The organism is Kribbella sp. NPDC058245 (assembly GCF_042882005.1).
Lineage (GTDB): Bacteria > Actinomycetota > Actinomycetes > Propionibacteriales > Kribbellaceae > Kribbella.
The window spans coordinates 483,289-508,764 of the sequence record NZ_JBHVWY010000004.1 but is presented as its reverse complement, the minus strand read 5'-3'; the positions used below and the strand labels follow the sequence as shown (position 1 = coordinate 508,764).

General features: G+C 67.8%; 28 protein-coding genes. 21 read left to right on the top strand and 7 right to left on the bottom strand.

The window, feature by feature from the left end; genetic code table 11:
- The first annotated feature begins 128 nt into the window (after positions 1-128).
- The 6 genes from ACFVWG_RS11745 to ACFVWG_RS11720 all read left to right on the top strand — a co-directional run bounded on the left by ACFVWG_RS11745 (position 129) and on the right by ACFVWG_RS11720 (position 6,431).
- Complete coding sequence (locus ACFVWG_RS11745) at positions 129-812, top strand: response regulator transcription factor (RefSeq protein ID WP_132174987.1); 684 nt, start codon at positions 129-131, stop codon at positions 810-812.
- Positions 813-2,222, top strand: a complete 1,410-nt coding sequence (locus tag ACFVWG_RS11740) for an ATP-binding protein (RefSeq protein ID WP_391543173.1) — start codon at positions 813-815, stop codon at positions 2,220-2,222.
- Between the two features lie 219 nt (positions 2,223-2,441).
- Positions 2,442-4,040: an ABC-F family ATP-binding cassette domain-containing protein gene (locus ACFVWG_RS11735; RefSeq protein ID WP_391543172.1), complete on the top strand. Its 1,599-nt coding sequence runs from the start codon at positions 2,442-2,444 to the stop codon at positions 4,038-4,040.
- A gap of 123 nt (positions 4,041-4,163) precedes the next feature.
- The gene (locus tag ACFVWG_RS11730; protein ID WP_391543171.1) at positions 4,164-4,652 is read left to right on the top strand and encodes a hypothetical protein; all 489 of its coding nucleotides are present in this window, start codon (positions 4,164-4,166) and stop codon (positions 4,650-4,652) included.
- Positions 4,653-4,659: 7 nt separating this feature from the next.
- Positions 4,660-5,805 carry a sensor histidine kinase gene (locus tag ACFVWG_RS11725; RefSeq protein ID WP_391543170.1) on the top strand — a complete coding sequence of 382 codons (1,146 nt, stop codon included), beginning with the start codon at positions 4,660-4,662 and terminating at the stop codon, positions 5,803-5,805.
- Complete coding sequence (locus ACFVWG_RS11720; protein ID WP_391543169.1) at positions 5,802-6,431, top strand: response regulator; 630 nt, start codon at positions 5,802-5,804, stop codon at positions 6,429-6,431. Before ACFVWG_RS11725 ends, ACFVWG_RS11720 begins: the two co-directional genes overlap by 4 nt.
- 73 nt (positions 6,432-6,504) lie before the next feature.
- On the opposite strand, the gene ACFVWG_RS11715 is transcribed toward ACFVWG_RS11720, so the two are convergent.
- Positions 6,505-7,398, bottom strand: coding sequence for an endonuclease/exonuclease/phosphatase family protein (locus ACFVWG_RS11715; protein WP_391543168.1), 894 nt, complete (start codon positions 7,396-7,398; stop codon positions 6,505-6,507).
- Between the two features lie 116 nt (positions 7,399-7,514).
- Here ACFVWG_RS11715 and ACFVWG_RS11710 point away from each other — a divergent pair, with 116 nt between their 5' ends.
- Both ACFVWG_RS11710 and ACFVWG_RS11705 read left to right on the top strand, forming a co-directional pair.
- On the top strand, positions 7,515-7,910 hold the full coding sequence (locus ACFVWG_RS11710) for an ArsR/SmtB family transcription factor (protein ID WP_391543167.1): 396 nt from the start codon (positions 7,515-7,517) through the stop codon (positions 7,908-7,910).
- Position 7,911: 1 nt separating this feature from the next.
- A complete protein-coding gene (locus ACFVWG_RS11705) occupies positions 7,912-8,910 on the top strand; it encodes a cation diffusion facilitator family transporter (RefSeq protein ID WP_391543166.1) in 999 nt (332 codons plus the stop codon).
- Here the strand turns inward: ACFVWG_RS11705 and ACFVWG_RS11700 are convergent.
- Complete coding sequence (locus ACFVWG_RS11700) at positions 8,849-9,367, bottom strand: GNAT family N-acetyltransferase (RefSeq protein WP_391543165.1); 519 nt, start codon at positions 9,365-9,367, stop codon at positions 8,849-8,851. The genes ACFVWG_RS11705 and ACFVWG_RS11700 overlap by 62 nt on opposite strands.
- A gap of 67 nt (positions 9,368-9,434) precedes the next feature.
- On the opposite strand from ACFVWG_RS11700, the gene ACFVWG_RS11695 reads away from it, so the two are divergent.
- The 8 genes from ACFVWG_RS11695 to ACFVWG_RS11660 all read left to right on the top strand — a co-directional run bounded on the left by ACFVWG_RS11695 (position 9,435) and on the right by ACFVWG_RS11660 (position 15,860).
- Entirely contained in the window at positions 9,435-9,713 is a 279-nt protein-coding gene (locus tag ACFVWG_RS11695; RefSeq protein ID WP_391543164.1) for a DUF1905 domain-containing protein, read from the top strand.
- Between the two features lie 188 nt (positions 9,714-9,901).
- Positions 9,902-10,189 (top strand): hypothetical protein, encoded by a 288-nt coding sequence (locus ACFVWG_RS11690; protein ID WP_391543163.1) that lies wholly within the window; start codon positions 9,902-9,904, stop codon positions 10,187-10,189.
- A 13-nt stretch (positions 10,190-10,202) separates the two neighbouring features.
- A complete protein-coding gene (locus ACFVWG_RS11685) occupies positions 10,203-11,321 on the top strand; it encodes an epoxide hydrolase family protein (protein WP_391543162.1) in 1,119 nt (372 codons plus the stop codon).
- Between the two features lie 51 nt (positions 11,322-11,372).
- Complete coding sequence (locus tag ACFVWG_RS11680) at positions 11,373-11,999, top strand: DUF2461 domain-containing protein (RefSeq protein WP_391543161.1); 627 nt, start codon at positions 11,373-11,375, stop codon at positions 11,997-11,999.
- A gap of 85 nt (positions 12,000-12,084) precedes the next feature.
- Entirely contained in the window at positions 12,085-13,302 is a 1,218-nt protein-coding gene (locus ACFVWG_RS11675) for an FAD-dependent monooxygenase (protein WP_391543160.1), read from the top strand.
- A gap of 28 nt (positions 13,303-13,330) precedes the next feature.
- Positions 13,331-14,041, top strand: a complete 711-nt coding sequence (locus ACFVWG_RS11670) for a TetR/AcrR family transcriptional regulator (protein WP_391543159.1) — start codon at positions 13,331-13,333, stop codon at positions 14,039-14,041.
- A 16-nt stretch (positions 14,042-14,057) separates the two neighbouring features.
- Positions 14,058-14,978: an alpha/beta fold hydrolase gene (locus tag ACFVWG_RS11665; protein WP_391543158.1), complete on the top strand. Its 921-nt coding sequence runs from the start codon at positions 14,058-14,060 to the stop codon at positions 14,976-14,978.
- Positions 14,979-14,987: 9 nt separating this feature from the next.
- The gene (locus tag ACFVWG_RS11660) at positions 14,988-15,860 is read left to right on the top strand and encodes a helix-turn-helix domain-containing protein (protein WP_391543157.1); all 873 of its coding nucleotides are present in this window, start codon (positions 14,988-14,990) and stop codon (positions 15,858-15,860) included.
- A gap of 236 nt (positions 15,861-16,096) precedes the next feature.
- Here the strand turns inward: ACFVWG_RS11660 and ACFVWG_RS11655 are convergent, their stop codons facing one another.
- Positions 16,097-16,969 (bottom strand): helix-turn-helix domain-containing protein, encoded by an 873-nt coding sequence (locus ACFVWG_RS11655; RefSeq protein WP_391543268.1) that lies wholly within the window; start codon positions 16,967-16,969, stop codon positions 16,097-16,099.
- A gap of 492 nt (positions 16,970-17,461) precedes the next feature.
- On the opposite strand from ACFVWG_RS11655, the gene ACFVWG_RS11650 reads away from it, so the two are divergent.
- Positions 17,462-17,653 (top strand): hypothetical protein, encoded by a 192-nt coding sequence (locus tag ACFVWG_RS11650; protein WP_391543156.1) that lies wholly within the window; start codon positions 17,462-17,464, stop codon positions 17,651-17,653.
- Positions 17,650-17,865 (top strand): hypothetical protein, encoded by a 216-nt coding sequence (locus tag ACFVWG_RS11645; RefSeq protein ID WP_391543155.1) that lies wholly within the window; start codon positions 17,650-17,652, stop codon positions 17,863-17,865. Before ACFVWG_RS11650 ends, ACFVWG_RS11645 begins: the two co-directional genes overlap by 4 nt.
- A 160-nt stretch (positions 17,866-18,025) precedes the next feature.
- Here ACFVWG_RS11645 and ACFVWG_RS11640 read toward each other — a convergent pair whose 3' ends face one another.
- The gene (locus ACFVWG_RS11640; protein WP_391543154.1) at positions 18,026-18,259 is read right to left on the bottom strand and encodes a DUF397 domain-containing protein; all 234 of its coding nucleotides are present in this window, start codon (positions 18,257-18,259) and stop codon (positions 18,026-18,028) included.
- Between the two features lie 279 nt (positions 18,260-18,538).
- On the opposite strand from ACFVWG_RS11640, the gene ACFVWG_RS11635 reads away from it, so the two are divergent.
- Together ACFVWG_RS11635 and ACFVWG_RS11630 are read left to right on the top strand one after the other, a co-directional pair.
- A complete protein-coding gene (locus ACFVWG_RS11635) occupies positions 18,539-19,351 on the top strand; it encodes a SigB/SigF/SigG family RNA polymerase sigma factor (RefSeq protein WP_391543153.1) in 813 nt (270 codons plus the stop codon).
- A 230-nt stretch (positions 19,352-19,581) separates the two neighbouring features.
- Complete coding sequence (locus tag ACFVWG_RS11630) at positions 19,582-20,316, top strand: hypothetical protein (RefSeq protein WP_391543152.1); 735 nt, start codon at positions 19,582-19,584, stop codon at positions 20,314-20,316.
- Here ACFVWG_RS11630 and ACFVWG_RS11625 read toward each other — a convergent pair.
- Both ACFVWG_RS11625 and ACFVWG_RS11620 read right to left on the bottom strand, forming a co-directional pair.
- Entirely contained in the window at positions 20,313-21,779 is a 1,467-nt protein-coding gene (locus ACFVWG_RS11625) for an alpha/beta fold hydrolase (protein WP_391543151.1), read from the bottom strand. The genes ACFVWG_RS11630 and ACFVWG_RS11625 overlap by 4 nt on opposite strands.
- Before the next feature lie 89 nt (positions 21,780-21,868).
- Positions 21,869-23,479 carry a hypothetical protein gene (locus tag ACFVWG_RS11620; protein WP_391543150.1) on the bottom strand — a complete coding sequence of 537 codons (1,611 nt, stop codon included), beginning with the start codon at positions 23,477-23,479 and terminating at the stop codon, positions 21,869-21,871.
- A gap of 87 nt (positions 23,480-23,566) precedes the next feature.
- On the opposite strand from ACFVWG_RS11620, the gene ACFVWG_RS11615 reads away from it, so the two are divergent.
- Complete coding sequence (locus ACFVWG_RS11615) at positions 23,567-24,667, top strand: NAD(P)/FAD-dependent oxidoreductase (RefSeq protein WP_391543149.1); 1,101 nt, start codon at positions 23,567-23,569, stop codon at positions 24,665-24,667.
- Here the strand turns inward: ACFVWG_RS11615 and ACFVWG_RS11610 are convergent.
- Positions 24,615-25,451: a helix-turn-helix domain-containing protein gene (locus ACFVWG_RS11610; protein WP_391543148.1), complete on the bottom strand. Its 837-nt coding sequence runs from the start codon at positions 25,449-25,451 to the stop codon at positions 24,615-24,617. The two genes, ACFVWG_RS11615 and ACFVWG_RS11610, sit on opposite strands and share 53 nt — an antisense overlap.
- Positions 25,452-25,476: the final 25 nt, after the last annotated feature.

The window sequence follows — 25,476 nt, the reverse complement described above, 5'->3', positions numbered from 1 at the left end:
TTCCGGACCCGGCCGGAACGGCGATCACCGAAGCGTCAAGGAGTTGTCATCTGGCTCCGGGGCGAACATGACGGATTCATGACAGCTGTAACCGCCGTCCGGGCCCTGTGGTGAGCGACACTGGTGGCGTGGCACACAGCCTGTTGCTGGTCGACGACGAGCCCCGCATCCGCCGGGTACTGCGGCTCGCCCTGGAAGACGAGGGCTACGAGGTCGCGGAGGCGGCCAACGGGTTCGACGCGCTCGCGGCCCTGCGCCGCCAGCCTCCGGACGTGGTGCTGCTCGACATCATGCTGCCGGACCGGGACGGGTTCACCGTCTGCCGCGAGATCCGGCGGACCAGCGACGTACCGGTGATCATGGTGACCGCGCGGACCGACAGCCACGACGTGGTCGCCGGGCTGGAGGCCGGCGCGGACGACTACGTGACCAAGCCGCTGGTCGCCAAGGAGCTGTCGGCCCGGATCCGCGCGTTGCTGCGCCGGGTCGAGCCCGCCAACGCGCGGCAGCCCGACGTACTGGTCGTGGGGGACCTGACCATCGACGTTCCGGGGGCCGAGGTGACGCGCGGCGACGCCGTCCTGCCACTGACGCGGACCGAGTTCAAGTTGCTCGCAGAGCTGGCCGGCGCCGAGGGACGCGTGCTGTCGCGAGAGCAGTTGCTGTCCAAGGTGTGGGGCTACGGCTACTTCGGTGACAGCCGGATCGTGGATGTCCACATCCGCCGGCTCCGGCTCAAGATCGAGCACGACCCGGCGAGCCCCAAACACCTGGTGACCGCTCGCGGCCTCGGCTACCGATTGGTCAGCTGAGTGCGACTGCTCGGCGGCACGAGTCTGCGGGGGCGGGTGACGATCGCCTACGGGTTGCTCGCGCTGGGGTTGTCCGCGATGCTCGCGATCGTCACCTGGAGCGTCGTGTCGAACTACCTCACCGAGCAGCGTCGCGAGTCCGCGATCAACCAGACCTCCGACAACGCGGCCGCCTTCCGGTTCGGCCTGTACGGCGCCGCGACGCCGTGCACGCCGGCGCGGTTACGGGTCGAGTGCGAGGCGGCGCAGCCGCGACCGGGTGTCACCGTCATGGACGTGCTGAACAGCCTGCCGACGAGCGACTCGGCTGCCTCGATGGTCTACGTGAACGGCACCTGGTACTCACTGACCGGCAGCCCGGACGACCTGCCGCCAGACCTGATCCAGTCGGCCCGGACGGGAACGCCTGCCGATCAACGCATGGTGGTGGGCGGCCAGCGAGTGCTTGCGGTCGGCATCCAGCTGGACCGGCCGGGAGACGCACTCTTCGAGTGGCACCCGTTGGACAGGCTGGACGACACCCTGCAGACGCTGCGGCTCACGCTGATCGCGGCGACGATCGCGACCCTGCTCGTCGGCCTCGCGGTCGGCCGCCTGGCCAGCACTCTCGCCCTCCGCCCGCTCGCCGAGCTCACCAAGGTCGCCGACGCGGTCGCGCGCGGTCGTCTCGACGCTCGTCTGGACGCCGAAGAGGATCGTGACCTCGGCGGTTTGGCTCGCTCCTTCAACCAGACCGCGGCCAACCTGGAACGGCGGGTCGCGGCGGACGCCCGGTTCGCCGGTGATGTCAGCCACGAGCTGCGCACCCCGCTGATGACGATGCTCAACTCCATGCAGCTCATCCAGAACCACCGCGGTGAGCTACCGGAGGCGGTGCGCGAGCCGGTCGACCTCCTCGGCGACGACCTCGATCGCTTCCGCCGCCTGGTCATCGACCTCCTGGAGATCTCCCGCGACGACGGTGGCGACCGCGGCAGCCGCGAGCTGGTCCGCATCGCCGACCTGGTCCGGGCCGCTGCCGATGCCACCGCCGGCCGCCCGATCACCACCGTCGAGCCACGCGCCGAGTTCCTCGTCATGCAAGCCGACAAACGTCGCCTCGAACGCGTCATCGCCAACCTCGTCGAGAACGCCGAAGACCACGCCGGCGGCTGCAAAGGCGTCACCGTCGAACCCGGTGGCCTGGGCGTCATCATCACCGTCGACGACGCCGGCCCCGGCATCGCCCCCGAGGACCGCAACCGCATCTTCGAACGCTTCGGCCGCGGCGAAACCAGCGGCCGCGGCCGCGGCGTAGGCCTCGGCCTGGCCATCGTCGCCCGCCACGTCATGTGGCACCAAGGCACCATCCAGGTCACCAGCAACCCCACCGGCGGCGCCCGCTTCATCATCGACCTCCCCGCCAAATAACCCCGCCGCCCCCGCGCCGCGTCACTTTGTGCACGGGTCAACCATGTCGACGCCGTGCAGGTGGTTGAGGGGTGCTCAAAGTCGGCGCGCGTTATTCGGGTGACGGGTTCTGGGGAGCCGGTTTATCGTGGAGGTATGGCTACTTGCCTCTGTGTCTAGGTACGCAACCCACTTCCGCGCTAGAAGTGTGTTCGCTTACCATCACAGAGAGTTACAGTCATGATCACCGTCAGTGGTGTAGATCTTCGCGTCGGCGCTCGTCTGCTGCTGTCCGACCTGTCGTTCCACGTCGGCCCGGGGGACCGGGTCGGGCTTGTCGGGCGCAATGGCGCCGGCAAGACCACCTTGCTGAAGACGCTGGCCGGGGAAGAGCGTCCGGCGGCCGGGACCGTCACGGCGTCCGGCTCGGTTGGCTACTTGCCGCAGGACCCGCGGGCGGCTGACCCGCACCTCACCGTCACCGACCGGATTCTGTCGGCGCGCGGCCTCGATACCGCCATTCGCGACCTGCGGAAGGCCGAGGCGGCGATGAGTACCGCCACCGGCGACGCGCAGGAGCGGGCGATGGCGGCTTATGCACGTGCCGAGACGCGGTTCCAGGCCGGCGGTGGGTACGCGGCCGAGGCTGAGGCAGCTCGGTTGGCCGGCGGTGTCGGCTTGCCCACCAGGGCGTTGGAGCAGCCAGTCGGGGAGTTGTCCGGCGGGCAGCGGCGGCGGGTCGAGTTGGCGCGGATCCTGTTCGCGCAGCACGAGACGCTGCTGCTCGACGAGCCGACCAACCACCTGGACGCCGATTCGGTGGTGTGGTTGCGGTCGTTCCTGCTCGGGTATCCGGGCGGGCTGATCGTGATCAGCCACGACCGGCAGTTGCTGAAGGCAACGGTCAACCGGGTGTTCCACCTGGATCCGCAGCGGACCACGATCGACATCCACAACACCGGCTGGAACAAGTACCTGCAGCAGCTCGAGCTGGACGAACGGCGCCGGACGCGGGAGCGCAACACGGCCGAGCGCAAGGCCGCGATCCTGCATGCCCAGTCCCGCAAGATGATGGCCGGTGCGAACACGACCGTTGCCGCACGCAACATGGCGCGGCGCGCGGACAAACTGCTGTCCGGACTCGAGCCGGTACGGCGTTCCGACCGGGTCGCGAAGATCCGCCTGCCCGAACCGGCTCCCTCCGGCAAGACCCCGCTCACCGCGGAAGGACTGAAGAAGGCGTACGGCGGTCTCCAGGTGCTCGACGGGGTCGACCTGGCCATCGACCGCGGCAGCAGAGTCGTCGTACTGGGTCTGAACGGCGCAGGCAAGACCACGCTGCTGCGGCTCCTCGCGGGAAGGGAAGAGCCGGACGCGGGTCGCGTCGTACCGGGGCATGGCTTGCGGCTCGGGTACTTCGCGCAGGAGCATGACACTCTCGACCTGGCCGGGACAGTTCGGCAGAACCTGGCGGCGGTTGCGCCCGGTCTGACCGACGGCGAGGTCCGGAATGTGCTGGGCTCGTTCCTGTTCAGCGGTGACGACGTGGACAAGCCGGCCGGCGTACTCTCCGGCGGCGAGAAGACCCGGCTCGCACTGGCGGGTCTCGTCCACTCCGGCGCGAACGTGCTGCTGCTCGACGAGCCGACCAACAACCTGGACCCTGCCTCCCGCGACGAGGTGCTCGGCGCGGTCGGCAGCTACCCGGGCGCGATCGTGATGGTCACCCACGACGAGGGTGCCATCGAGGCGTTGCGCCCGGACCGGGTGCTGATCCTGCCGGACGCCGACGAGGACCTGTGGTCGGACGACTACCTGTCCCTGGTGTCGCTGGCCTAAGCGATCTCAACCCCGGGGTTGAGGTCGAGGTTCCACCTGGGTGCCATCTGCGGACTGACGTCGTGACGGTCCTTTCCGAGGAGATTGGAGACATCGCAAAACTCCTCGGAAAGGACTTCACACATGTCGGCCCACGTCGTACTGGCAGTCTTGGTAGCGGCCTTCGTCCTGGTGCGGGTGGTCGGCCGGCAGCTCACCGGCTCGATCGTCACGCAGCGCGCGTTGTTCGTGATGCCGGGCGTGCTGCTCGCCCTCGGACTGTTCTCGCTCTCGTCGGTCCTCGATATCGCAACACCCGCCCAGATCGCGTTCCTGGTGCTGGACTGCGTCGTCCTGGTCGGCTTTGGTCTCGCCCGCGGTGCCAGTCTGAGGTTGACCGCCACGCCGGAGGGGCTGTGGCAGAAGGGCACCAGCGCGACGCTCGTCCTCTGGCTGCTCACCATCGGGATCCGGGTGGCCGGCGCGTTCGCCTCCGCCGCGATCTGGCCGCACAACCCGGTCAGCCAGGCCTCGCTCGTCTTCACGATCGGCGTGACGATCGCGGCCCAGAGCGCGACGATCTACCGCCGGGCACAGAAGCTGCACCTCCCGATGGCCACCCAGCGGGCATGATGGGACCGTGGAACTGACGCTCCAGGACCGGGTACGGCGATCCGCCGGGCCCGGCCTGGTCTTGCGGGCGCTGCCCAGTGTGCTGGTGATCTTCACCGTCATCACGAACGACGGTGAACGCCGACTGCCTTTCGCACTGATCGTGGTGCTCGCCGCGATCGTTGTCCTCAGCAACGGATGGCTGCTGCTTCTGGAGGACGGTGAGCCGATCGGACGCTCGGTCATCGCGCTGCTGGGCTTCGCGAGCGCCGGTTCGCTGCTGTGGTTCGCCCTGCCCGGAAGCGCGCTGATTGCGTTGCCGTACTGGGTGGCGCGCGTCGCCGTGCGCTACCACCGGCCGGGGCCTGCCGAATGGGTCGTGGTCGGTATCGCAACGGTCGGCGCGACCGTGCCGTTCTATCTGGCCTCGCATTCACTCGGTGTCGCGTTCGGAGTCGTGTTCGGCATGACCGCGCTGGTGCTGGCCTCGACCAATCGGCGTAACCGCCAGACCCAACTGGACGAGCTCGAGGTCTCGCTGGCTCGCAAGCAGACCGCCCTTGAGGAACACGGCCGGGCCGCCGCGCTGGCCGAGCGTGCGCGGATCGCCCGCGACGTGCACGACGTACTGGCGCATTCACTGGCCGGACTGTCGCTCAACCTGCAGGGTGCGCGGTTGATGCTCGTTCGCGACGGCGCCTCGGCGGAGGCGATCGAGCAGGTGACACGAGCACAAGGCCTTGCGGCCGACGGACTGGCCGAGGCACGCCGCGCGGTCGCCGCATTACGCGATGACTCGGTCCCGGACGAAAGAGCGCTCGCCGACCTCGTTACGGCGTACAGGCTGGAGAGCGGCGCAACCGCAACCTTCGAAACCTCCGGTACGACGCGGGAGCTGCCGGCCGATGTGATGAACGCGCTGTACCGGACGCTCCAGGAGGCGCTGGCCAACACTCGCAAGCACGCGCTCGGTGCGCCGGTGCTGGCGACACTCGAGTACGGCGATGCTGTCCGCCTGACCGTCGAGGATCAACCGGGGAGGCGACCGGATCGTGCGGCGCCGGGCGGTTATGGTCTGGTCGGGATGCGGGAACGGGCCGAGCTGCTAGGTGGGTCACTGGCGGCCGGGCCGACCGCGCAGGGTTGGCGAGTCGAGCTGAAGGTGCCGGGATGAGTGTGCGGGTGGTGGTTGCCGACGACCAGACGGTCGTTCGCGACGGTCTGGTGACGTTGCTGAAACTGCTGCCCGGAATCGACGTGGTCGCGGCCGCGTCCGACGGTGCCGAGGCGGTGCGGATGGTTGCCGAGCACAACCCGGACGTCCTGTTGGTCGACCTGCGGATGCCGAACGTGGACGGCGTCGAAGCCACTCGTCAGGTCCGGACCGAGTACCCGCAGACCGAGGTCGTCGTACTGACGACGTACAGCGACGACGACTCAGTGCTGTCCGCGCTGCGGGCCGGCGCGCGCGGTTACCTCACGAAGGACGCCGATGCCGAGTCGATCGGCCGCGCCATCGAGGCGGCCGCGGCCGGTCAGTCGATCCTCGACGCCGATGTTCAACGTCGCCTGATCGAAGGCGCCGCGGCCGCACCGAAACCGGTCGTCACCGGCCTGACTCCGCGCGAGCTCGACGTACTGCGCCTGATCGCCGAAGGCCTCTCCAACACCGAGATCGCCCGGCAGTTGTACGTCAGCGAGGCAACGGTGAAGACGCACATCAACCACCTCTTCGCCAAGGCGAACCTCCGCGACCGCGCCCAAGCAGTCGCCTACGCCTACCGACTCGGCCTAGCCTGACGCACCGCGTTCCGGTGGAAGTCGAGGAACTGTTCGAGGCTGTCGCGTTCGCCGGCGGTGACGTCGGGATAGATCACCGGTCGATTGTGACAGTGCCGACGATGATGCGGTGGTCGGAGCAGGGCTTGCCGCCGGTGCAGTTCTGCGCGATGGCCAGCGAGTCCTCGGAGTAGGCGCCCTTGAGGTGGTTCTTGCGGACGAAGATCAGATCGATCTTCGACGACTGACCGCACTGGCCTTCGGTGTTGTTCTCGGTGGTCTTCTCGCCATACCCCGCGCAGATCGGGTCGAGGTCGTCGAGCTCGCGGTACTGGCCGCGGTTCTGGATGTTCACGTCGGTCTTCAGGTCGGCGTCGTACCAGTCGTCGAGTCGTCCCCAGCTCGGCTGCGCGTTGAGATCACCGGCGAGCAGCATGGTGTCGCCGTCGGCGTTCTGCTGCTCCAGCACGGACAGCACCTTCTGCAGTTGCTGGACATTCGTGCTGTACGGCGTGATGTGCGCCGTACAGAAGCGCAGTTGGGGCCGCGCGGCGAGTGGTGCGCAGAGCAGCTGGCGCTGCTCCTTGGTCTCGTCCTGGGGGAGGAGGACCTTCTGCGCGGTGCCGAGCGGGAACTTGCTGAAGATCGCCTCGCCGAAGGCCTCACCGTTGCAGACGTCCGCACGCTGCTCCGCGAACCGGGAGAAGTTCGTCGTGTCCTGCGGCCAGCCGGCCGTCGCGAGCTTGCTCTGGATCTCCTTGTACTGCTGCCAGCAGATCTCGTTCAGCGCCACGAACTGGGCTCCGCGGACCTGGATCGAGGAGACCGCGCCGCTGACCATCCCGTTGTTGATCAGCGCCTTGTTCATCGCCCAGCCGGCGACGTTCCAGCTCCAGACCTGGTACGTCGCAGTCGTGTCGGCGGCGGCTGGTGTCACCACACCCAGACTCAGCAGGAGGGCGGTCAGGATTCCGGCAAGACGACGCATGAGGCTGCTCCTGGGGCGGGGGAGACGGTCGGTAGGTAGCTTACCGAGGAATTCATCACCTCGTGTATTTCCAACGGGAGTCGCGTCGGGGCGTGCTCGTGCGTTAGCCTCGACATATGAACAGTTCTGCAGATGTGCAGGGGCTGGACGAGTGTGCGGTCCGGCTCGTCGACCCGGAGCGGGTGGCGAGCGTCAATGACCGGATGCCGGCCGAGGACGCGATCGTCGACACCGCGGACGTCTTCAGTCTGCTCGGTGATCCCCGGCGGCTGAAGCTGCTGGTCGCGTTGCTCGACGGCGAGCTGTGCGTCTGCGACCTGGCCGCGGTGACCGGGCTCAGCGAGTCGGCGACCTCCCATGCCCTGCGGCTGCTGCGCGCGCACCGCGTCGTCGCCGTACGGCGGGATGGGCGGAATGCGTTCTACCGCCTCGATGACGCGCATGTGCGGATGCTGGTCGACCTCGCGGTCGCGCATACCGAGCACACCGACGCGATCCACCCGGAGCGCTGAAATGACTGAAGCGGGGCACGGTCACGGGCACGGCCACGCGGTGACCGGGGATGCCGACCGGAAGCTGCTGAGTGGCGCGCTGGCGCTGATCGTCGGGTTCATGCTGGCCGAGGTTGTGGTCGGGTTCGCGGCCGGTTCGCTGGCGCTGATCACCGACGCGGCGCACATGCTGACCGACGCGATCGCGATCGTGCTCGCGCTGGTTGCGATCCGACTGTCCGCGAAGCCGCCGGCCGGTGGGTTCACCTACGGCTTCAAGCGGGTCGAGATCCTGTCCGCCCAGGCGAACGGGATCACCCTGCTGCTGCTCGCGGCGTACTTCGTCTACGAGGCCGTCCACCGGATGATCAACCCGCCCGAGGTCAAGGGCGCGCTCGTCCTGATCACCGGTGTGGTCGGCATCGTCGTGAACCTGTTCGCGACCTGGCTGATCAGCAAGGCGAACCGCTCCAGCCTGAACGTCGAGGGCGCGTTCCAGCACATCCTGAACGACCTGTTCGCGTTCATCGCGACGGCGATCGCCGGTCTCGTCGTACTGCTGACCGGCTTCGCCCGGGCCGACGCCATCGCCGCGCTGATCGTGGCCGCGCTGATGCTCAAGGGCGGTATCGCCTTGGTGCGCGACTCGGGCCGGATCTTCCTCGAGGCCGCTCCGGCCGCGATCGACCCGCAGGCGCTCGGCGCGGAACTGTGCGCGATCGACGGCGTGGTGGAGGTGCACGACCTGCACGTCTGGGAGATCACCTCCGGCGAGCCGGCCGCCTCGGCACACATCCTGGTCGCCGAAGGTCTCGACTGCCATCAGATCCGGGTCCGGATCGAGGCCTTGCTGGCCGAGCAACACGGCCTGACGCACTCGACACTGCAGGTCGACCACGCCCGCGGCGACGAGATCGACGCGCACTGTTCGGACGCGCACGGCACCGTGCACCGGTCGATCACAGACGTTGGACGAGGACCTGACCTGGCCAGTCCGGGGCATTCTCCCGCTGCACACTGAAGGCCACATCGCGAGTGAACCCCTGCGACTCGTAGTACCGGATCAGAGCCCCGTCGTTTCCGGCGAAACAGTCGAGGCGAACCACCTGTACGCCGGCCTGCCGGGCCAGGTCGCGCGCATGGTCGAGCAGTACGCGGCCGATGCCTTGGCCGGTCAGTGCGCGGTCGGTGACGAGCAGCCGGACGAAGAGCTCGGGCTCCTCGGCCGGCGGGACCGGCGGTTTGGCGTCCCCGATGGCGAGTGCGCCGACCGGTCGGCCGTCGTACTCAGCAATCCAGAGGCTGCCGTCCGCGGCGTACCCGGAGATCTGTCCGACCCGCCACGGGCTGGTCGAGTGCGGCTGCGTGCCCCACTGATCGGTTCGCCCTTGCGCGACCAGCCACTCGGTCGCCCCGTCCAACAGCGCGAGGACTGCTTGGACGTCGTCGGGGCCGCCAGGTCGCACAATGATCTCCACATTTCCCAGACTAGATGTCGAGAACGGTCTGCCAGTCTCTACCTAGGGGTGTCGAAAGGAGCTCACCGTGAGCGCGCAGAAGCTGGACAAGACCTTCACCGCACCGCTGCTGAAGAGCCCGGCCAAGGGTGGCTGGACCTACGTGCAGATGCCGGGATCGGCGGAGTATTTCGGAACCCGCGGCCTGGTCAAGGTGCGCGGGACGATGGACGGGCATCCGTTCGAGAGCTCGTTCATGGCTCTCGGTGACGGAACGCACAAACTCCCGGTGAAGGCCGACCTCCGCACGGTACTGGCGAAAAGCCCAGGTGACGAGATCACTGTCCACCTCACCGAGCGGCTCTGACGGCGGTCCGCGGCCGTGTCGGCGGTCACAGTCTGTCATGTTCTGAGTAAGGACTCTGTGAAGAATTGCAGCTGACGGCCTCCTCGGCTGTGGAACATCTGGTCCGGACCGTAAGTTCGGATGCGGGTGGTCCGTCGAGAGTTGGGGTGAAGATCCGTGCAACGGGGCTCGCGTGGTGTGCTGTCGGCATGCCCTCACGCACCGGGGTGGACGTCGTGACGGTGCTGAACAGGGTGCTCGGTGTCGCCGGGGTGGTGATCCTGCTGGGTGGGATCGCGCTCGGGTTCCGCTCGGTCTCGTCCAGCGGCGCCTACTGCGGCTCGGCCTTCCGGACCGCGGCCGGTATCACGCCGATGACCTGCGACAGCGCGCTGAGCAGCGCCGGCACGCTGGTCACCGTGGTGATCGCCGTCGGCGCGGCGCTGCTGATCGCGGCCATCGCCGTAAAGAAGTTCGCAGGTCGCGTCGACGCTTGAGAAGCTGGGTCCGATGACTATCGAACCCTTCCGACTGGCTGTTCCGGACGCTGACCTTGATGACCTTCGCACGCGACTGGACCTGGTCCGGTGGCCGGATGAACTCCCCGACGTCGGCTGGGAGTACGGCGTACCGCTCGGTTATCTGCAGGAGTTGGTCGCGTACTGGCGTGACGGCTACGACTGGCGGGCGGCAGAGGCGCGGCTGAACGAGTGGCCGCAGTTCACCACCACGATCGACGGCGCGCGTGTGCACTTCGCGCATCTCCGTTCAGAGGCCCCGGACGCGATCCCGCTGATCCTCACGCACGGCTGGCCGGGTTCGATCGTCGAGTTCACCGAGGTCGCCGGGCCGCTGCTGGAGTCCTTCCACCTGGTCATCCCGAGCATCCCCGGCTTCGGGTTGTCCGGCCCGACCCACGACCGCGGCTGGGAGTACCAGCGGATCGCGCGTGCCTGGGCCGTGCTGATGGCCGAGCTCGGCTACGACCGGTACGGCGTACAGGGTGGTGACTGGGGTGCCGCGATCTCGCGGGAACTCGGCCGCATCCACCCGGAGCGAGTGATCGGCGTCCACCTCAACCTGATCCCCGGAGCCGGCGCGACCGCGGAGCCGACGCCGGAAGAGCTGGCCCCGCTGGATCAGGCCGAGCGCGACCGGACCTGGGCGTCGTGGCGACGGTTCCAGGCGTGGTTGAAAGACGAGCAGGGGTACGCCGATCTGCAGTCGACCCGGCCGCAAACACTGGCCTACGCGTTGACGGACTCACCGGTCGGGCAGTTGGCGTGGATCGCGGAGAAGTTCGTGGCCTGGAGTGATCCGGCGAGCGAACTCGATCGCGATCACCTGCTGACGAACGTGATGCTCTACTGGCTGACCCGAACCGCAGGGTCGGCGGCCCGGGTCTACTACGAGCGCGCGCACGCGTCGTACGGGGAGCAGACGTCAACCACTCCGACCGCCTTGCTCGATCTCGCGCACGAGAACTTCATCCCGTTGCGGCACAAGGTGGCGCGCACCGACAACATCGTCCGCTGGACGAGACACCCGCACGGCGGCCATTTCGCGGCCATGGAGCAACCGGCAGTTTTCGTCACGGACGTCCGTGCGTTCTTCAGCAGTCTTTGCTGAGGCAGGCCGGCTGGATCTGAACTGTAGGTCGGCACGACTAGGGTTGCCGGTATGGGATTCACCGGGTTCCCGGCGGCTGCGCTGGACTTCTACGACGACCTCGAGATGGACAACACCAAGGCGTACTGGACGGCGCACAAGCACGTCTACGAGGAGTCGGTCCGGACACCGATGGCCGAGTTGCTGGCCGAGCTGGAGGCCGAGTTCGGCAAGGCCAAGCTCTTCCGGCCGTATCGCGATGTCCGCTTCGCGAAGGACAAGACGCCGTACAAGACCCATCAGGGCGCGTTCATCGACGTGGCTCCGGCCACCGGCTGGTACGTCGAGGTGTCGGCACCCGGGGTGCGCGTGGCGGCCGGTTTCTATGAGGCCAACGCGGAGCGGCTGGGCCGGGTGCGCACGGCCATCGACGAAGACCGTCGGGGCAAGCAGTTGGAAGGACTGCTGGCCGACCTCACCGCGGCCGGCTGGACAGTTGGTGGCGACCGGCTCAAGACCAGCCCGCGCGGGTTCGACGCCGACCACCCGCGGATCGAGCTGCTGCGCCACAAATCCCTGACGGTCACGAAGTCCTACGGCTTCGAACCGATCATTCACACGCCGGAGCTCGCCGAGTCCATCCGTGCGGACTGGCAGGCCACCCAGCCCCTCATCACCTGGCTGACCGACAACACCTGAGCCGTGTCGACGCGGTTGCGGGGAGTGACGCATCTCACCGACTGAACCAAATGACGAATTTGGTCAGTCGGTCTACTGTGAAGTTATGACCACCACAACGGAACGGCAGCGCCGGGCTTTGGTTGTTGGGCTCGGCATCAGCGGCACCTCGACAGCACTCGCGCTTCTCCGGGCCGGCTGGACGCCGGTCCTGATCGAGAAGGCTCCGCAGCGACGTTCCGGCGGGTACTTCGTCGGTCTGTTCGGTGCCGGCAAGACCGCGGCCGAGCGGCTCGGTATCGCGGACTCGATGCACGACCGAACAGCGTTCGACGGGCAGACCTACGACGTCGACCGCTTCGGCGAGTGGCGGGCCGGGCTAGGTTTCCGTGACATCCCCGGTGAGCCGTGGCTGATGCTTCGTGGCGATGTCGAGCAGGCGGCGTTCGAAGCGCTGCCCGCGGACGTGGAAGTCCGCTACTCGACCGTGCCCACCAAGATCGAGCAGGATGCCGACGGTGTGGACGTCACGCTGACGAACACGGCCGACGGCAGCAGTGTCACCGAGCGGTTCGATCTGGTCGTCGGAGCCGACGGCCTCCGATCGACGGTACGGCGTCTCGCCTTCGGACCGGACGAGCGGTACCTGCGCCGGTTGAACTACATGATCGCGGCATTCCAGTTGCCCGGCGGGCTGGGCAAGCTCGCGGAGCACGACGGCCTGACGCTGCTCGAGCCCGACCGCTCGCTGTGGGTGTTCCCGTTCGCCGATCACGCGCCGACCGTGCTCATCGGGTACCAGACCGACGATGTGGATTCCGAGTTCACCGAATCGCCGGCGGCCCGCGTGCGGCAGGCGTTCGGGCCCCAGCCCACCGGCGACATCCTCGGCGCCGCGCTGGAAGCGCTGGAGGCTGCTGACGAGTTGCTGTTCGACTCGGTCGAGCAGGTGCACATGGACCAGTGGCACCAGGGACGCGTCGTACTGGTCGGGGACTCGGCGTGGTGCGTGACGCTGTTCGCCGGGATGGGTGTGTCCGCCGGACTGGCCGGAGCCGACCTGCTCGGCACGATGCTCAGCCGGTACGGCGATGTGCAGCAGGCGCTGACCGAGTGGGATCGCCAACTGCGACCGCACATGGGCTACTACCAGCAGTTGGGGTTTCAGCAGACGGCATTCTTCACGCCCAACAGCAAGCAGATCTCGATGCGCCGGCTGATGATGCGGGCCATGACGATGCCGGTAGCCTCGCAGGTACTGCGCTTCGTGCGGACCCACAACAAGTCCGGCCGCAGGAAGGACCTCGACATCGCTGCGGCCTGAGACGCAACGCAGTGACGGAAGGATGATGATGGCGGTACTGGCCGAGCAGGATTCCGGTAGCGCGGCGCGCATTCTCGGCGCCGCGCGGGAGCTGGTGCTCAAGCGTGGGGTCAAGGGGCTGACGGTCGCGGAGATCGCGGACCGGGCACATGTTGCCAAGGGCACCATTTACCTGCACTGGGACACCCGCGAGGACCTCCTCGTCGGCCTGTTCGGCCGCGACTTCCTGGCTGCCCTCGACGGCTTCAGTGAACTGCTGGCCACCGACCCCGACGGTGCGCGTCCCAGCCGGCTGCTGCCGATGCTGGTGCGGAGCACGGTCGAGCACCCGTTCATCTGCGCGCTCCAGATCGAGGACGACGACCTGCTCGGGGTGCTCGCCCAGCACCCCCGCAGCGCCGACCTGCTGGCGAACCTCGGCCCGGCCGCACTGATAGGCGTCGCGTTGCCGGTGTGGCGCCGGCACAAGCTCGCCCGCACCGACTGGACCTTCGATGACCAGGCCTACGCCCTGCAGGCGCTGTTCCTGGGGTTCATGAGCACGGCCATCGGCGGCCGCGTGCTGTCGTCGATCTCGGTGGATGATCCCTTCCGAGTCGTCGCGGTCGCGACCACCGCGCTGCTCGGCCCCGAAGAGCCTGGACCGGGCGACGTCCAGGCCACCGCTGACGCGGCTCTGGTCGAGATCGAGATCAAGCGCGCAGCACTGCTGGAATCGATCGGCAAACACACCGAATAACTGAGGAGACATAGTCGTGCCTAGTCATCGTCACGTCCTGCTGAACGGGATCGACATCCAGATCGCCGAGGAGGGCGAAGGTCCGCTCGTCGTGCTGGTGCACGGATTCCCGGAAACCTCGTACGCCTGGCGGCATCAGCTCACCGCCCTCGCGGCTGCGGGCTACCACGCGGTCGCGCTCGACCAGCGCGGGTACGGCGCCAGCGCGCGCCCGGCCGATGTCCTCGAGTACTCGATCTTCCACCTGGCCGGCGATGTCGTCGCGCTCATCCATGAGCTCGGCGAAGAACAGGCCGTGATCGTCGGCCACGACTGGGGTTCGATGGTTGTGTGGAACACCGCGCTGCTGCGGCCGGACGTCGTACGGGGTGTGGTCGGGATCAGCGTGCCGCCGCTCCCGCGCGGTCCGCTGCCGCCACTGACGATGTCCGCGCGGACGTTCGGCGCGGACTTCTACCAGAACTACTTCCAGAAGCCCGGTGTCGCCGATGCCGAGCTGGACAAGGACGTTGCCGACTCGCTGCGTCGCATCTACTGCGGGACTCCCGCCGCCGACCCGACGCCCGGATTCGCCGGCAAGTTCGACAGCCCGGAGACGCTGCCGGCCTGGATCTCCGAGGAGGAGTTGGCGACCTTCGTCGAACAGTTCAGCGCCAGCGGCTTCACCGGGGGACTGAACTACTACCGCAACCTCGACCGCAACTGGGAGCAGACCGCGGCCTGGCAGGACGCCCCGATCACCCCGCCGGCGCTGTACATCAGCGGCGAGCAGGACGCCGTACGGATGATGTATCCGTTCGACGACGCCAAGCGCGCGATCGTGCCGAACCTGCGCGGAGTCGTCGACGTTCCCGGCTGTGGGCACTGGACGCAGCAGGAGAAACCCGAGGTCGTGAACGCCGCGCTACTGGAGTTCTTGCAGGGACTGCGCTCGTAGACTGAGGGGATGCCGACCCCGCCCGGCCCGCCCACCGTGCGTCTCCGCCGCCTCGCTGCTGAACTCAGCTCGCTGCGCGCCGAGGCCCAACTGACGCGCGAGCAGGTCGAGGAGCAGACCGGCGTCAACCAAGGGACGCTGTGGCGGCTCGAGAAGGGCCGGGCGAAACCACAGAGCGGCACCCTCGAGACCCTCTTCGACCTGTACGGCGTGCCGCAGCGGCGCCGTACCGAGTTGATCGAGCTGGCCAGGGACGCGAAGAGCCCTGGCTGGCTCGGGCCGTACCGCGTCCACGCGGATGAGATCTCCGCCGGCTACTCGACGTACATGAGCTTCGAGGCCGAGGCCAGCACCCTGCACAACTTCGAAGCGTTGCTCATCCCTGGCCTGCTGCAGACGCCGGAGTACGCGCGGGCCAGCCTGCTCGACGTCGTACCGATCCCGGAGGAACGGATCGAGCAGCTGGTCCGGGTCCGGGCCGAGCGGCAGGCGATCCTGACCCGGCCGGCACCGGGACGGGAGGAACCGGTGCAGTTCTGGGCGGTGATGGACGAGGCGGCGCTGCGCCGCGAGGTCGGCGGCCGGGCCGTGATGCGCGCGCAGTTGCGCCGGCTGCTGGAGCTGAGCGAACGGCCCAACATCAACCTGCAGGTGATCCCGTTCGACAAGGGCGCGCATCCGGGGATGATCGGTTCCTTCATCCGGCTCGGCTTCGGCAACGCGGCGCCCGACCTCATCTGCGAGGAGCGCTGGGCCGGAAACCTCTTCCTCGAGAAGGAATCCGAGGTCGAGCGGTACGGGATCGTCTTCGACACGCTGCGGGCGATGGCGCTCGGCCCGCGCGACACGATCGCGATGATCGCCGGCCTGGTCGCCCAGTAGTTATCCACAACCTCGCGTTTCGAGGTCCCGTTCGGTCGTTCAGATTCGGATGGTCCGCGGGCGGCCCCGTTCATAGGGTCGACCCATGATGATGACGCCCGTGACCGAAGCCTGGGACTGAGAATTCGCGAACGACGATGACGCCGGGACGGGGCCCCGGTCAGGCGTCACAGTGCCATTCGTCACCGCGTCACCGCGTCACTGCGTCATTCGTCACTGCGTCATTCGTCACTGTGTCATTCGTCGAAGTCGCGGCGGATCTTGGTGAGGATGTCGCGGGTCTTGTTCGGCGGGGGAGCGGCGACGCAGAGCGCCTCCATCGTGGCCGTGTACTGATCGAGGTCTTCCTGCTTGTCCAGGTACAGCGCGCTGGTCAGGTGCTCGATGTAGACGACGTCGGCGAGATCCGGCTCCGGGAACCGCAGGATGCTGTAGGCGCCGCCGGTGGCCGCGTGGCCGCCGTCGTTGAAGCCCATCACCTGGAGCGTCACGTTCGGCAGGGCGCTCATCTCGATCAGATGGTCGAGCTGCATCATCATGGTCTTCTGGCCACCGATCGGCCGCCGCAGCACTGCTTCGTCGACCACCGCCCACAGCCGGACCGGCGTCGGCCGGGTCAGCACCTCCTGGCGGCTGATCCGCAGGTTGACCCGGCGCTCGACCTCTTCGGCCGTGACCAGGCCGCGGCCCAGCTGGACGACCGCGCGGGCGTAGTCCGTGGTCTGCAGCAGACCGGGCACGAACTGCAGCTCGTAGGAACGAATCAGCGCGGCGGCCGACTCCAGTCCCAGATAAGAGTGGAACCAGCTCGGCAGCACGTCGCCGAAGCGGTGCCACCAGCCGGGGTTGTTCGCCTCGCGGGCCAGCGCCAGCAGCCGCTCGCGCTCCTCGCCGTCGTCGAGGCCGTAAAGAGTCAGGAGGTCGCGAACGTCACGCTCCTTGAAGCCGACCCGGCCGAGCTCCATCCGGCTGACCTTCGACTCCGACGAGCGGATCTCCCAACCGGCATCCGACCGGCTGATTCCGGCGGCCTCACGCATCCGGCGCAGGTGCGCTCCGAGGATGATGCGGAGTGCTGTCGGCCCGCTTTGCGCGCCCGACTCGGTCACACTCACCTCCGGCCCCCAGTGCTGTGTTTACCAGCGTTGTCCTCAGCGTCCGCACTGCGATTCCGGCCGGAACCGGGCTCGCAGGCAGACATCATCGCATGCCCGAGCCTGAATCTGCCGAAGTTCTTACATAAGCCACGCGAATCGCCATCTGTCGTGACTATCGGTGATTCACCCCTGTCACACGCAGCCTATCGGGCATCCAATTTGTCAAGACAAAGTCAGGGCCCGGCGAGCCGTCGAACGGCGTTCGATCGGGCCCTGGCGGGCCTGGTTCAGGCGTAAAACGGTCGATTGTTATCTCAAAATGGAAAACGTGCGGATGCACGTGCATCGGGCGCTTGCATTCGCAGCGTGCCGACGCCATGATTACTTCATGCACAGAAGGTGAGCTGGATCTCGCATCCTGTTACTGCGTGAGACCTGGCAGGCCGGTCCTACAGATCGCTGGTGACGAGCGCACCGGCATGACTGGTTGGGGAACCCGAGTCGATGATTGACGACGACAGTGAGGTAGCCGAGCACTCCGCCTACGCAGGCGGACGCGCGCCCGACGAGCTGACTGAGCGGGAGATCCAGGAGCTGGTGGCGCGCTGCCCCGAGCAGCAGCGCTGGGCCTTCGAAGGATGGCTGCGCGGTGTCCGTCAGCTCGACGGCGACCCCATCGTGAGCCTGGCCCCATGAACGCAGACCGAGGAGGACGGAAGATGGTACGGATCTGGCTGGGAGATCACCTGATCGCGGAGTACCTGGCCGAACCTGACCGTGCCTCCCGGTACCAGCGGGTGATGACGCCGAAGTTCACCGGCCTGCGGATCACCGTGGACAACGCGGCCACCGGCAAGGCCTCCGAGCTGCCGAGCAGTGAACAGCTCTGGCCGCTCACCGTGCAGTAGTAATACAGAAGACGTTTCCGGCAACACCGAAGGCCGGCCCTCCCTCCGAGGGCCGGCCTTCGACGTTGTCCGGGGCCTTCAGGGGTGAGGGCATGAAAAAGGGCCCCTTCGTCACTCGCCTGGCGAAGGGGCCCTGGTCCTTTTCAGGAGACTTACCGAGTCAGACGAGGTAGTCGAACTCCCCGTCCTGGGCACCGCCCAGGAAAGCCTCGATCTCCGCTTTGGTGAATACCAGTGCCGGTCCGTCGGTGTGACGCGAGTTCCGCATCGCCACGCCGCCGCCCGGCAGCTTTGCCACCTCTACGCAGTTGCCCTGGGGGCTGCTCCGCTGGCTCTTCTTCCACACCAGCTCTGTCATGGAGTCGCCGGGCATGCCGTTGTAGATAGCAGTCATCAGCTGCACCTTCCGTACGTCCTTGGCATATGCACGTGCATTTGGGCTTGCATTTGCATCGTACATGTTTGGGGGCTCTGTGTCTGCTCCATTACCCACTGTCATGTCAGCAGGCTCAAACGACCGTTGGAGAGATCGATTCGCTTGCGCACGGTGAGCAAAGCGGGGTCTCTGGCAGGTCGGCGCATGCGATCCGGCCCGATGGGTACGGGCAGCAGGCAGGCATGACCGTGGTTCAGCTAAGAGCTACGCCGTGACGACAGTCGCGAGGTCATCCACATGAAGAGCTCCACCACCACTGTTCAGTGTTCTACCGCGGCCGATCGGGCCGCTCGTGAAGCGACCACCCGGGAACTGATGGAACGCCGGGCCGCCAGCACCGACGAGACCGAGCGGCAGGAGTTGCTCGAAGAGGTCGTCGAGCTCAATCTGGAGATGGCGCGCGGTATCGCCCGCCGGTTCCGCGGCCGGGGCGCCGAGGCGGACGATCTCGAGCAGGTCGCCTACCTGGGCCTCGTGAAGGCCGCTCACCACTACCGGCTCGAGGCGGAGACGCCGTTCATCGGGTTCGCCATCCCGACCATCCGGGGCGAGGTCAAGCGGTACTTCCGTGACTGCGCCTGGACCGTCCGGATCCCGCGCCGCCTGCAGGAGATGCAGGGCACGATCGCCGGCAAGCTGCCGGAGCTGGAGCAGGAGCTCAACCGCGAGCCCACCCCGGCCGAGCTGGCCGAGCACCTCGAGGTCGAGGTGACCGAGGTCGAGCAGGCGATGGCCGCGAAGGGCTGCTTCAACGTGCTGTCGCTCGACCGCCCGGCCGAGACCGACGCCGACCTGACCCTGGCCGACGTGGTCGCCGACGCCGACGACAACAGCATCGACCAGCTCGAGACGGTCGAGATGCTGCAGCCGGTGCTCTCCGATCTCAACGACCGCGAACGCCGGATCCTGCACCTGCGCTTCGTCGAGGGCTGGACCCAGTCCGAGATCGGCAAGGACATCGGCGTCAGCCAGATGCAGATCTCCCGCGTCCTCCGCAAAACCCTCGACGACCTCCGCGCCAAACTCGCCCCCATCCCCGTCGCCGCCTGACCCTTGCCCCCAGCAACCTCCCCCACCCCCCGCGATTTCGCTGGCTAGGCACTCAAATGGGGGGTTCTCCACCCTTAACCAGGGTGCCGAACCCCTGATTCGGGTGGCTAGGCAGTCAAATGGGTGGTGGGGGATGACGCGACTCGCCTGGGCTCGTTGAGTACGGCGAGTGGTGGTGGCGGCACAATGGGGGAGGACAAGCGGATGGAGCCGGTGGTTTGGCGTTCGGGATGATCAGGACGGTGCCCGCGGACGCGGCTGCCATCGTGCGGGCGTATCCGCCGATGGTGGTCTGCTTCGCGGCCGCTCTCACCGGGACCGCGCTGGTGTTCGACGTCTTCTATCTGGTGGCGAGCCCAGGTCTCACGCTGGCGCTCGTCTATACAGTGCCGGTTCTGGCCGGGCTGATCGCCGGATTGGTGGCCGCGGCCGACGATGTCGGTCTGGAGCGGCGGGTGCTGCTCAGGACGGTCGGAGTGGCTGTTGCCGTCGGCATCACCAACGCGGTCGTGGTGGCGATGCTCGCCGCGATGACGCGCACCGATCGCTCGAACTGGGCGGCCGGGTTCCAATCGATCCTGTTCGCGGGCCTGACGATCTTCGCGGTCGCGGTGATGGTCGTCGCCTGGAGCCGCCTGATCGAGGTGCTCGGAATCGAGCTGCGCACCAAACTTCCCCGCCGAACGGTCCGGCCGCCGGTGGCTGCGGTCGCGGTGGCGAGCGTCCCCCGAGTGAGTAAGGAGTCGGCCGCGCGAGCACCAGCCCCGCCGCCGCCCCCTCCACCGCCACCCGCCCCGACGGAGCGGACCGTACCGCTCTTCGTCCCGCCGCCACCCAAGGTGGTCGACCTCGACGAAGCGCGGCCGGTCACCCCGTCCGCCCCGGCAAGCGGGGGCCATGCGGCACGCCCCCGCCGTACGACGTCTCGTCGTCCGAACAAGCCTGGACGACGACCGGGCTACTAGCAGACCTGGTCGGTCGCCGGCAGCTTGCCGCTGAAGAGATAGGACACGACCTTCTGGTCGGCGCACACGTTGCCGTACTCGCCGAAGATGCCGTGCTTCCGCGCACCCGCGACCGTCAACGTGCGCGAGCCACTGATGCTCTTCTTCAGTACGGCGGCATTCTCGTGCAGCGTCCGCGGGTCGTACTCACCGCCAACGATCAGCGCGTGCTCGGCATTCGCGATCCGGGTCGGGGCCTCCTGCGGCTGGACCGGCCAGAACGCACACGGCGAGATGCTCCGGGTGAGCGTCCCGTAGTGCGGTTCACGGGATCGGTGCGCCTGGATGTCGCGCCAATAGACCTGCGGATCGCGCGGCGCCGTCGCGTCGCCACAGACGATCGCGGTCTGGGCGCTGATGGTTTGCGACATCGCTGGGGAGAGGATCAGATCGAGGAGCTCAGCCAGGTCGGCCCGCGGATCGGTGACCGGCCCGTCGACTGCCTTCACCAACGTCTGCACCAGTACGGCGGCATCGGCGCGGGCCGAGTCCCGGTCGTCGTTCATCGACACGAACAACAGCATCGGCACCAGACCTTCGCCGACCTTGTGCCCACCGATCTCCAGTTCGGTCGTCCGCACGTGCCGGTAGACGCGGTCGATCGAAGCCAGCACCTGTCGCGTCGTCGCTCCGAGCTTGTACGTCGAGTTCCGCGCGGCCGCCCAGGTCGCCCAGGCCCGCAGGTTGTCCTCGTTGACCGGGCCGGTCGACTGGAGGAGCCGCGGACTGTAGGTCGCAGGGTTCACCGGACCGTCCAGCACGACCCGGTCGGTCCGCCCTTGGAACATCTGTAGATACACAGCCCCGAGATAGCTGCCGTAGGAATAGCCGAGGTAGGAGATCTTCTGCTCGCCGAGCGCGATCCGCACCTGATCCATGTCCCGAGCGGTGTTCCGCGTGTTGACGTACTGCAGCACCGGCCCGGCCTCCGCCGTACAGCGCTTCGCGACGTCGGCCTGGATCGCGACGTCCTGCGCGTACGACGCTCGCGTGCTGCCGCTCGCCCACGGCCAGCCGGCGAACGGCAGTTTGCAGTCGATCGGCGTACTGCGGCCGACGAACCGTGGGTCCAGCCCGATCAGGTCGAAGCGCTTGCCGACAGTCTGCATCGCCTCCGGCCGGTCGAGCGCGGCGCTCAGGCCTGTACCGCCGGGACCGCCGTTGTTCAGCACCAGCGCGCCGATGCGGTTCTCGGTCGCCTTGATCCGTGACATCGCCAGCGTGATCTTCGGACCGTTCGGCCGGGTGTAGTCCAGCGGCACCTTCAGTTCAGCACACTGCGCCCCGGCCGCGTCGAGCGCCTTGCCTTCCTCATCGTTGGCATTCAACGCGCACTGATGCCACTCAAGAACCGGTGCCGCCTGCGCGACAACCGCCGTACCGGTCGAAGCACACACAAGTGCCAGGGCCAGCAGTAGTTTCATCGTCCCCTCCTTGAAGTCACTGCAGACGCTAGAGCTGAGCTCTATCCGCCCGCAGTGGCTCAAGGACCCACATCGGGGTAGTTCAGGCGCTACCCGGTGATTGCCCCAAAGTGCCAAGGGCCGGTGCCGGGGGCGTGCTGGTAGAGCCACGTGGTCGGCAGCAGTACGACGAGTTTGCCGGCCGAGTCGGTGTTGAGAACCGGGTCGGCGGTGGCCGGGGCGGCCTGGCTGGTGGTGGCGTCGCGGATGATCGTGGCGTGCCACGGGTCCGAGCCGGGCACGTTCTGCCAGCCGTGCAGGATGCGGTTGTCGGTGGTGCGGACGAAGTACGTGAGCTTGCCGCTGTTGTCCATGCTGATCACGGGATCGCCCGCGAGCTGTACGGTCTCGACGCCGTCGGTGTCCGTGGTCGGCGGTACGACGGTCGACTGCCAGGTGTCCGCACCCGGAGTCGCCTGCCAGCCGTGCTGGAGTTTGCCGTCGGTCCCGCGAGCGAAGTACACGAGCTTGCCCGACACATCGAGCCCGACCGACGGATTGCCGACGATGCCGGACGCCGCGAGCGTGCTGATCACCCACGGGCCGGTACCCGGCGCGGCCTGGCGACCGTAGCGCAGCTTGCCGTCGGAGGTGCGAGCGAGGAACGCGATCCGGCCGAGCACATCCTGCGAGACGACCGGATCACCATCGAGCTGCACGGCCTGGCCGGCGTCGTCGCGGATGATGGTCGCGTGCCAGACCGAGCTGCCGGGCTGGTCCTGCCAACCGTGCAACAGTCGGCCGTCGCTGGTGCGGACGAAGTACGTCAACTTGCCTCGGGCATCGATCACCGTGGCCGGACGGCCAACCGGCTGAACGGTCTCGACGACACCATCGAGGTCGGTAGTCGGCTCGATCGTTGCCGAGAGCCACGGTCCCGCACCGGGGCTGGTCTCCCAACCGGTGCGCAGCTTGTTGTCGGGAGTCCGCGCGAAGTAGTACGCCCGCCCGATCGAGTCGGCCGAGGTTGCGATCGGTACGCCGGGAACGACGCCACCCGGCGGATCGATCGTGCCGGTCTGCCAACTGGTCGACGCCGGAGCGGTCTGCTCGGACAGCTGGACCGCGCCGTCCGCCGTCGCCTCGAACCGCATCAGCCGCCCGGTCACGTCCTGACCGATCGACGACACCGGGCTCGTGGTCGCGCCGACCACCCTGTTGTACCGGTACGGCGTGAACGTCAGCAGGTAGCTGTTCGTCCATGTCCGCTCTTCGGCGATCCGCCCGGTCTCGTACTCCTCCCGCACGATCGGCCGCGTCCGTGCGGTGTCGAACCAGCGCACGAACATGGCCGCGTGGTTCACGCCGCCCGATCGCCGCCACAACGCGTCGCCCGGCTGCAGATCGTCGTACGTGATCTGATGCATGACCGTTGGCAGCGTCGCCGTACTGAGGGAGCTGCTCAGGTGCCAGGCCATCGACAGGTAGCCCGAGCAGTCGCGGCGGTAGCTGCCGAACTCGTTCACATGCGGGCTGTTGTTGTCCTGGCTGTACGGAACCTTGTCGCGGATCCACGACGCCGTGCGCAGCAGCATCTCCTGCCGCGAGACCGGGCCGTTCGCGACGCTCTCGATCTGCAGGTCGATGGCCTGCGCGGTACTGGGAGCGACCAGAGCTGCCCCGAGCAGCAGTACGGCGGTCGCGAGGAGGCGGATTCTCATGCCTTTGATCGTCGCCGTCGGCCGTGGCCGCGAGAACCTGTTCGAACAGCCTCGAAGAGCACCTAGACCAATGCGACACTAGGCGTTGTGTGGGACCTGGTGATCGTCGGCGCCGGACCGGCCGGAGCCGCGGCGGCTCTCGGCGCACTGGCCGTCGACCCGAGCCTCTCGGTCGCGCTGCTCGATCGGCATGATTTTCCGCGCGACAAGACCTGCGGTGACGGCATCGCCCCGCATGTCTTCGACCTACTCGCCGCGGTCGGCGTCACCGGACTCGTCGACGACTGGACCCCGGTACGGCGCTTCGTCCTGACCAACGGGACTGTCGGAGTCGAACGCGACATGGCCCGACCCAACTGGGTGGTCCCGCGTGCAGTCTTCGACCACCGCCTGGTGGTGGCCGCCCAAACCGCAGGTGCACAGCTTGTACGGCGACGTGTGCGCCGACTGGATGAGCTGGATGGGCGGTTCGTGATCGGGGCCGACGGCGCGCACTCCGTCGTACGGCGGGAGCTCGGGGCACCGCCTGGTCCGGTCGCCCTCGCGATTCGCGGCTACGCGCCCACCCCGCCAGCCCGGTCTGCGAGTCAGGTGATCGCGTACGGCGCCGGCCGGCAACCGTCGTACGCGTGGTCCTTCGATCGCGGTGACGGCTGGTCGAACGTCGGGTACGGCGAACGCCTCGCCGACGGTCGTCCACATCCGACGCGCGCCGACCTACTCGCGCAGCTGGACCGGCTGCTCCCCGGCGCAACTGTCGGCGGCGAGGCATGGCAAGGCCATCACCTCCCGCTCACTGGCTGGTCCTGGCGACCGCCCAAGGGACCGGTGCTGCTCGCCGGCGACGCGGCCGGCCTGATCAACCCGATGACCGGCGAAGGCATCTACTACGCGATCGCCACCGGCCTGCTCGCCGGTCAGGCGGTCGCGAAATCCCTGCGTAGCAAGGAATCTGACGCCAGCGGCCGCTACAACCGGAGCGTCCGTAAACTCCTCGGCCGCCACCTCCGACACACCGCGCTGACGGCGTACCTCACCAACTCCCCGCACGTCCTCACCCGCGGCATCCGCGCGGCCGCAGCCGATCAGGCGGTCTTCGACGACCTCGTCGAACTCGGCCTGGCCGACGGCACGATCACTCCGCGCCTGCTGCGAGGTCTGCTCGCTGCTCGGGGCTCAATCGAGTAGTCGCGGCCAACTCCAGCGCGGTCTTCACCCGGTCAACCGACCAGCCCAGTACGGCGGCCGCTCGCTCGTCCTCGATCACTCGACCGGCCTCCCGGTACGCCGCGAGCACCGTCAACGCATCGTCGATGACGTCGAACCCAGGCCCACCACTCATATCGTCGGCGAGCTGACCGAAGAAGTCGGCCATCTGCGCCAGCCGTCGACCGGCCGGACTGTCGGGACCGAACAGCTCGGCACCTTCGGCCGCGGTCTCGGCCCAGTCGAGGTTGGTTCGCGAACTGATCTTCCAGGCCTGTTGCCAGACGTCCTCGGCCATCACGTAGTGCTGCAACCGGCGCCGCGGATCGGGTTCGCGATGCAGCATGCCGACCTGTTCCAGGTAGCCGATCGCCTTCGAGATCGAGGCTGGACTGACCTGCAGCGCGGTGACGAGTTCGGCCGCGGTCAGGCTGCGGCTGTCCGCGGTGTAGAGCCGGGCCAATACCCGTGCTGCCATTCGGGGGAGTCCGCCCTCGACCATGATCGTGGCGAAGCGTTCGGCGTACTGGTCGGTGTCGCTCGGCCGTTGCGGGGTCTGCGGCCGTGCGCGCCGCGCTCGCGACGAGGTGGCGTAGTGCGCGTGGTCGGCGCGATAACCGCGTCCGCCGCCGTTGCGTGCGACCTCGCGGCTGATCGTCGAGGTCGGCCGGTCGAGCTGCCGCGCGATCTCGGCGTACCCGAGTCCGTCGTTCAGGCCGGCCGCGATCGCGCGCCGCTCCTGATGGGACAGCCGGCCACCGGGCATGGGTTCACCTTCAAGTCATTGCAAC

Coding starts and splice junctions, on each gene's coding strand:
- ACFVWG_RS11730 (WP_391543171.1), top strand. CDS start 4,164: ATGTCGGCCCACGTCGTACTGGCAGTCTTGGTAGCGGCCTTCGTCCTG.
- ACFVWG_RS11630 (WP_391543152.1), top strand. CDS start 19,582: ATGATCAGGACGGTGCCCGCGGACGCGGCTGCCATCGTGCGGGCGTAT.
- ACFVWG_RS11680 (WP_391543161.1), top strand. CDS start 11,373: ATGGGATTCACCGGGTTCCCGGCGGCTGCGCTGGACTTCTACGACGAC.
- ACFVWG_RS11705 (WP_391543166.1), top strand. CDS start 7,912: ATGACTGAAGCGGGGCACGGTCACGGGCACGGCCACGCGGTGACCGGG.
- ACFVWG_RS11610 (WP_391543148.1), bottom strand. CDS start 25,451: ATGCCCGGTGGCCGGCTGTCCCATCAGGAGCGGCGCGCGATCGCGGCC.
- ACFVWG_RS11735 (WP_391543172.1), top strand. CDS start 2,442: ATGATCACCGTCAGTGGTGTAGATCTTCGCGTCGGCGCTCGTCTGCTG.
- ACFVWG_RS11675 (WP_391543160.1), top strand. CDS start 12,085: ATGACCACCACAACGGAACGGCAGCGCCGGGCTTTGGTTGTTGGGCTC.
- ACFVWG_RS11650 (WP_391543156.1), top strand. CDS start 17,462: ATGATTGACGACGACAGTGAGGTAGCCGAGCACTCCGCCTACGCAGGC.
- ACFVWG_RS11620 (WP_391543150.1), bottom strand. CDS start 23,479: ATGAGAATCCGCCTCCTCGCGACCGCCGTACTGCTGCTCGGGGCAGCT.
- ACFVWG_RS11690 (WP_391543163.1), top strand. CDS start 9,902: ATGCCCTCACGCACCGGGGTGGACGTCGTGACGGTGCTGAACAGGGTG.
- ACFVWG_RS11720 (WP_391543169.1), top strand. CDS start 5,802: ATGAGTGTGCGGGTGGTGGTTGCCGACGACCAGACGGTCGTTCGCGAC.
- ACFVWG_RS11625 (WP_391543151.1), bottom strand. CDS start 21,779: ATGAAACTACTGCTGGCCCTGGCACTTGTGTGTGCTTCGACCGGTACG.
- ACFVWG_RS11715 (WP_391543168.1), bottom strand. CDS start 7,398: ATGCGTCGTCTTGCCGGAATCCTGACCGCCCTCCTGCTGAGTCTGGGT.
- ACFVWG_RS11660 (WP_391543157.1), top strand. CDS start 14,988: ATGCCGACCCCGCCCGGCCCGCCCACCGTGCGTCTCCGCCGCCTCGCT.
- ACFVWG_RS11670 (WP_391543159.1), top strand. CDS start 13,331: ATGGCGGTACTGGCCGAGCAGGATTCCGGTAGCGCGGCGCGCATTCTC.
- ACFVWG_RS11645 (WP_391543155.1), top strand. CDS start 17,650: ATGAACGCAGACCGAGGAGGACGGAAGATGGTACGGATCTGGCTGGGA.
- ACFVWG_RS11685 (WP_391543162.1), top strand. CDS start 10,203: ATGACTATCGAACCCTTCCGACTGGCTGTTCCGGACGCTGACCTTGAT.
- ACFVWG_RS11640 (WP_391543154.1), bottom strand. CDS start 18,259: ATGACTGCTATCTACAACGGCATGCCCGGCGACTCCATGACAGAGCTG.
- ACFVWG_RS11635 (WP_391543153.1), top strand. CDS start 18,539: ATGAAGAGCTCCACCACCACTGTTCAGTGTTCTACCGCGGCCGATCGG.
- ACFVWG_RS11710 (WP_391543167.1), top strand. CDS start 7,515: ATGAACAGTTCTGCAGATGTGCAGGGGCTGGACGAGTGTGCGGTCCGG.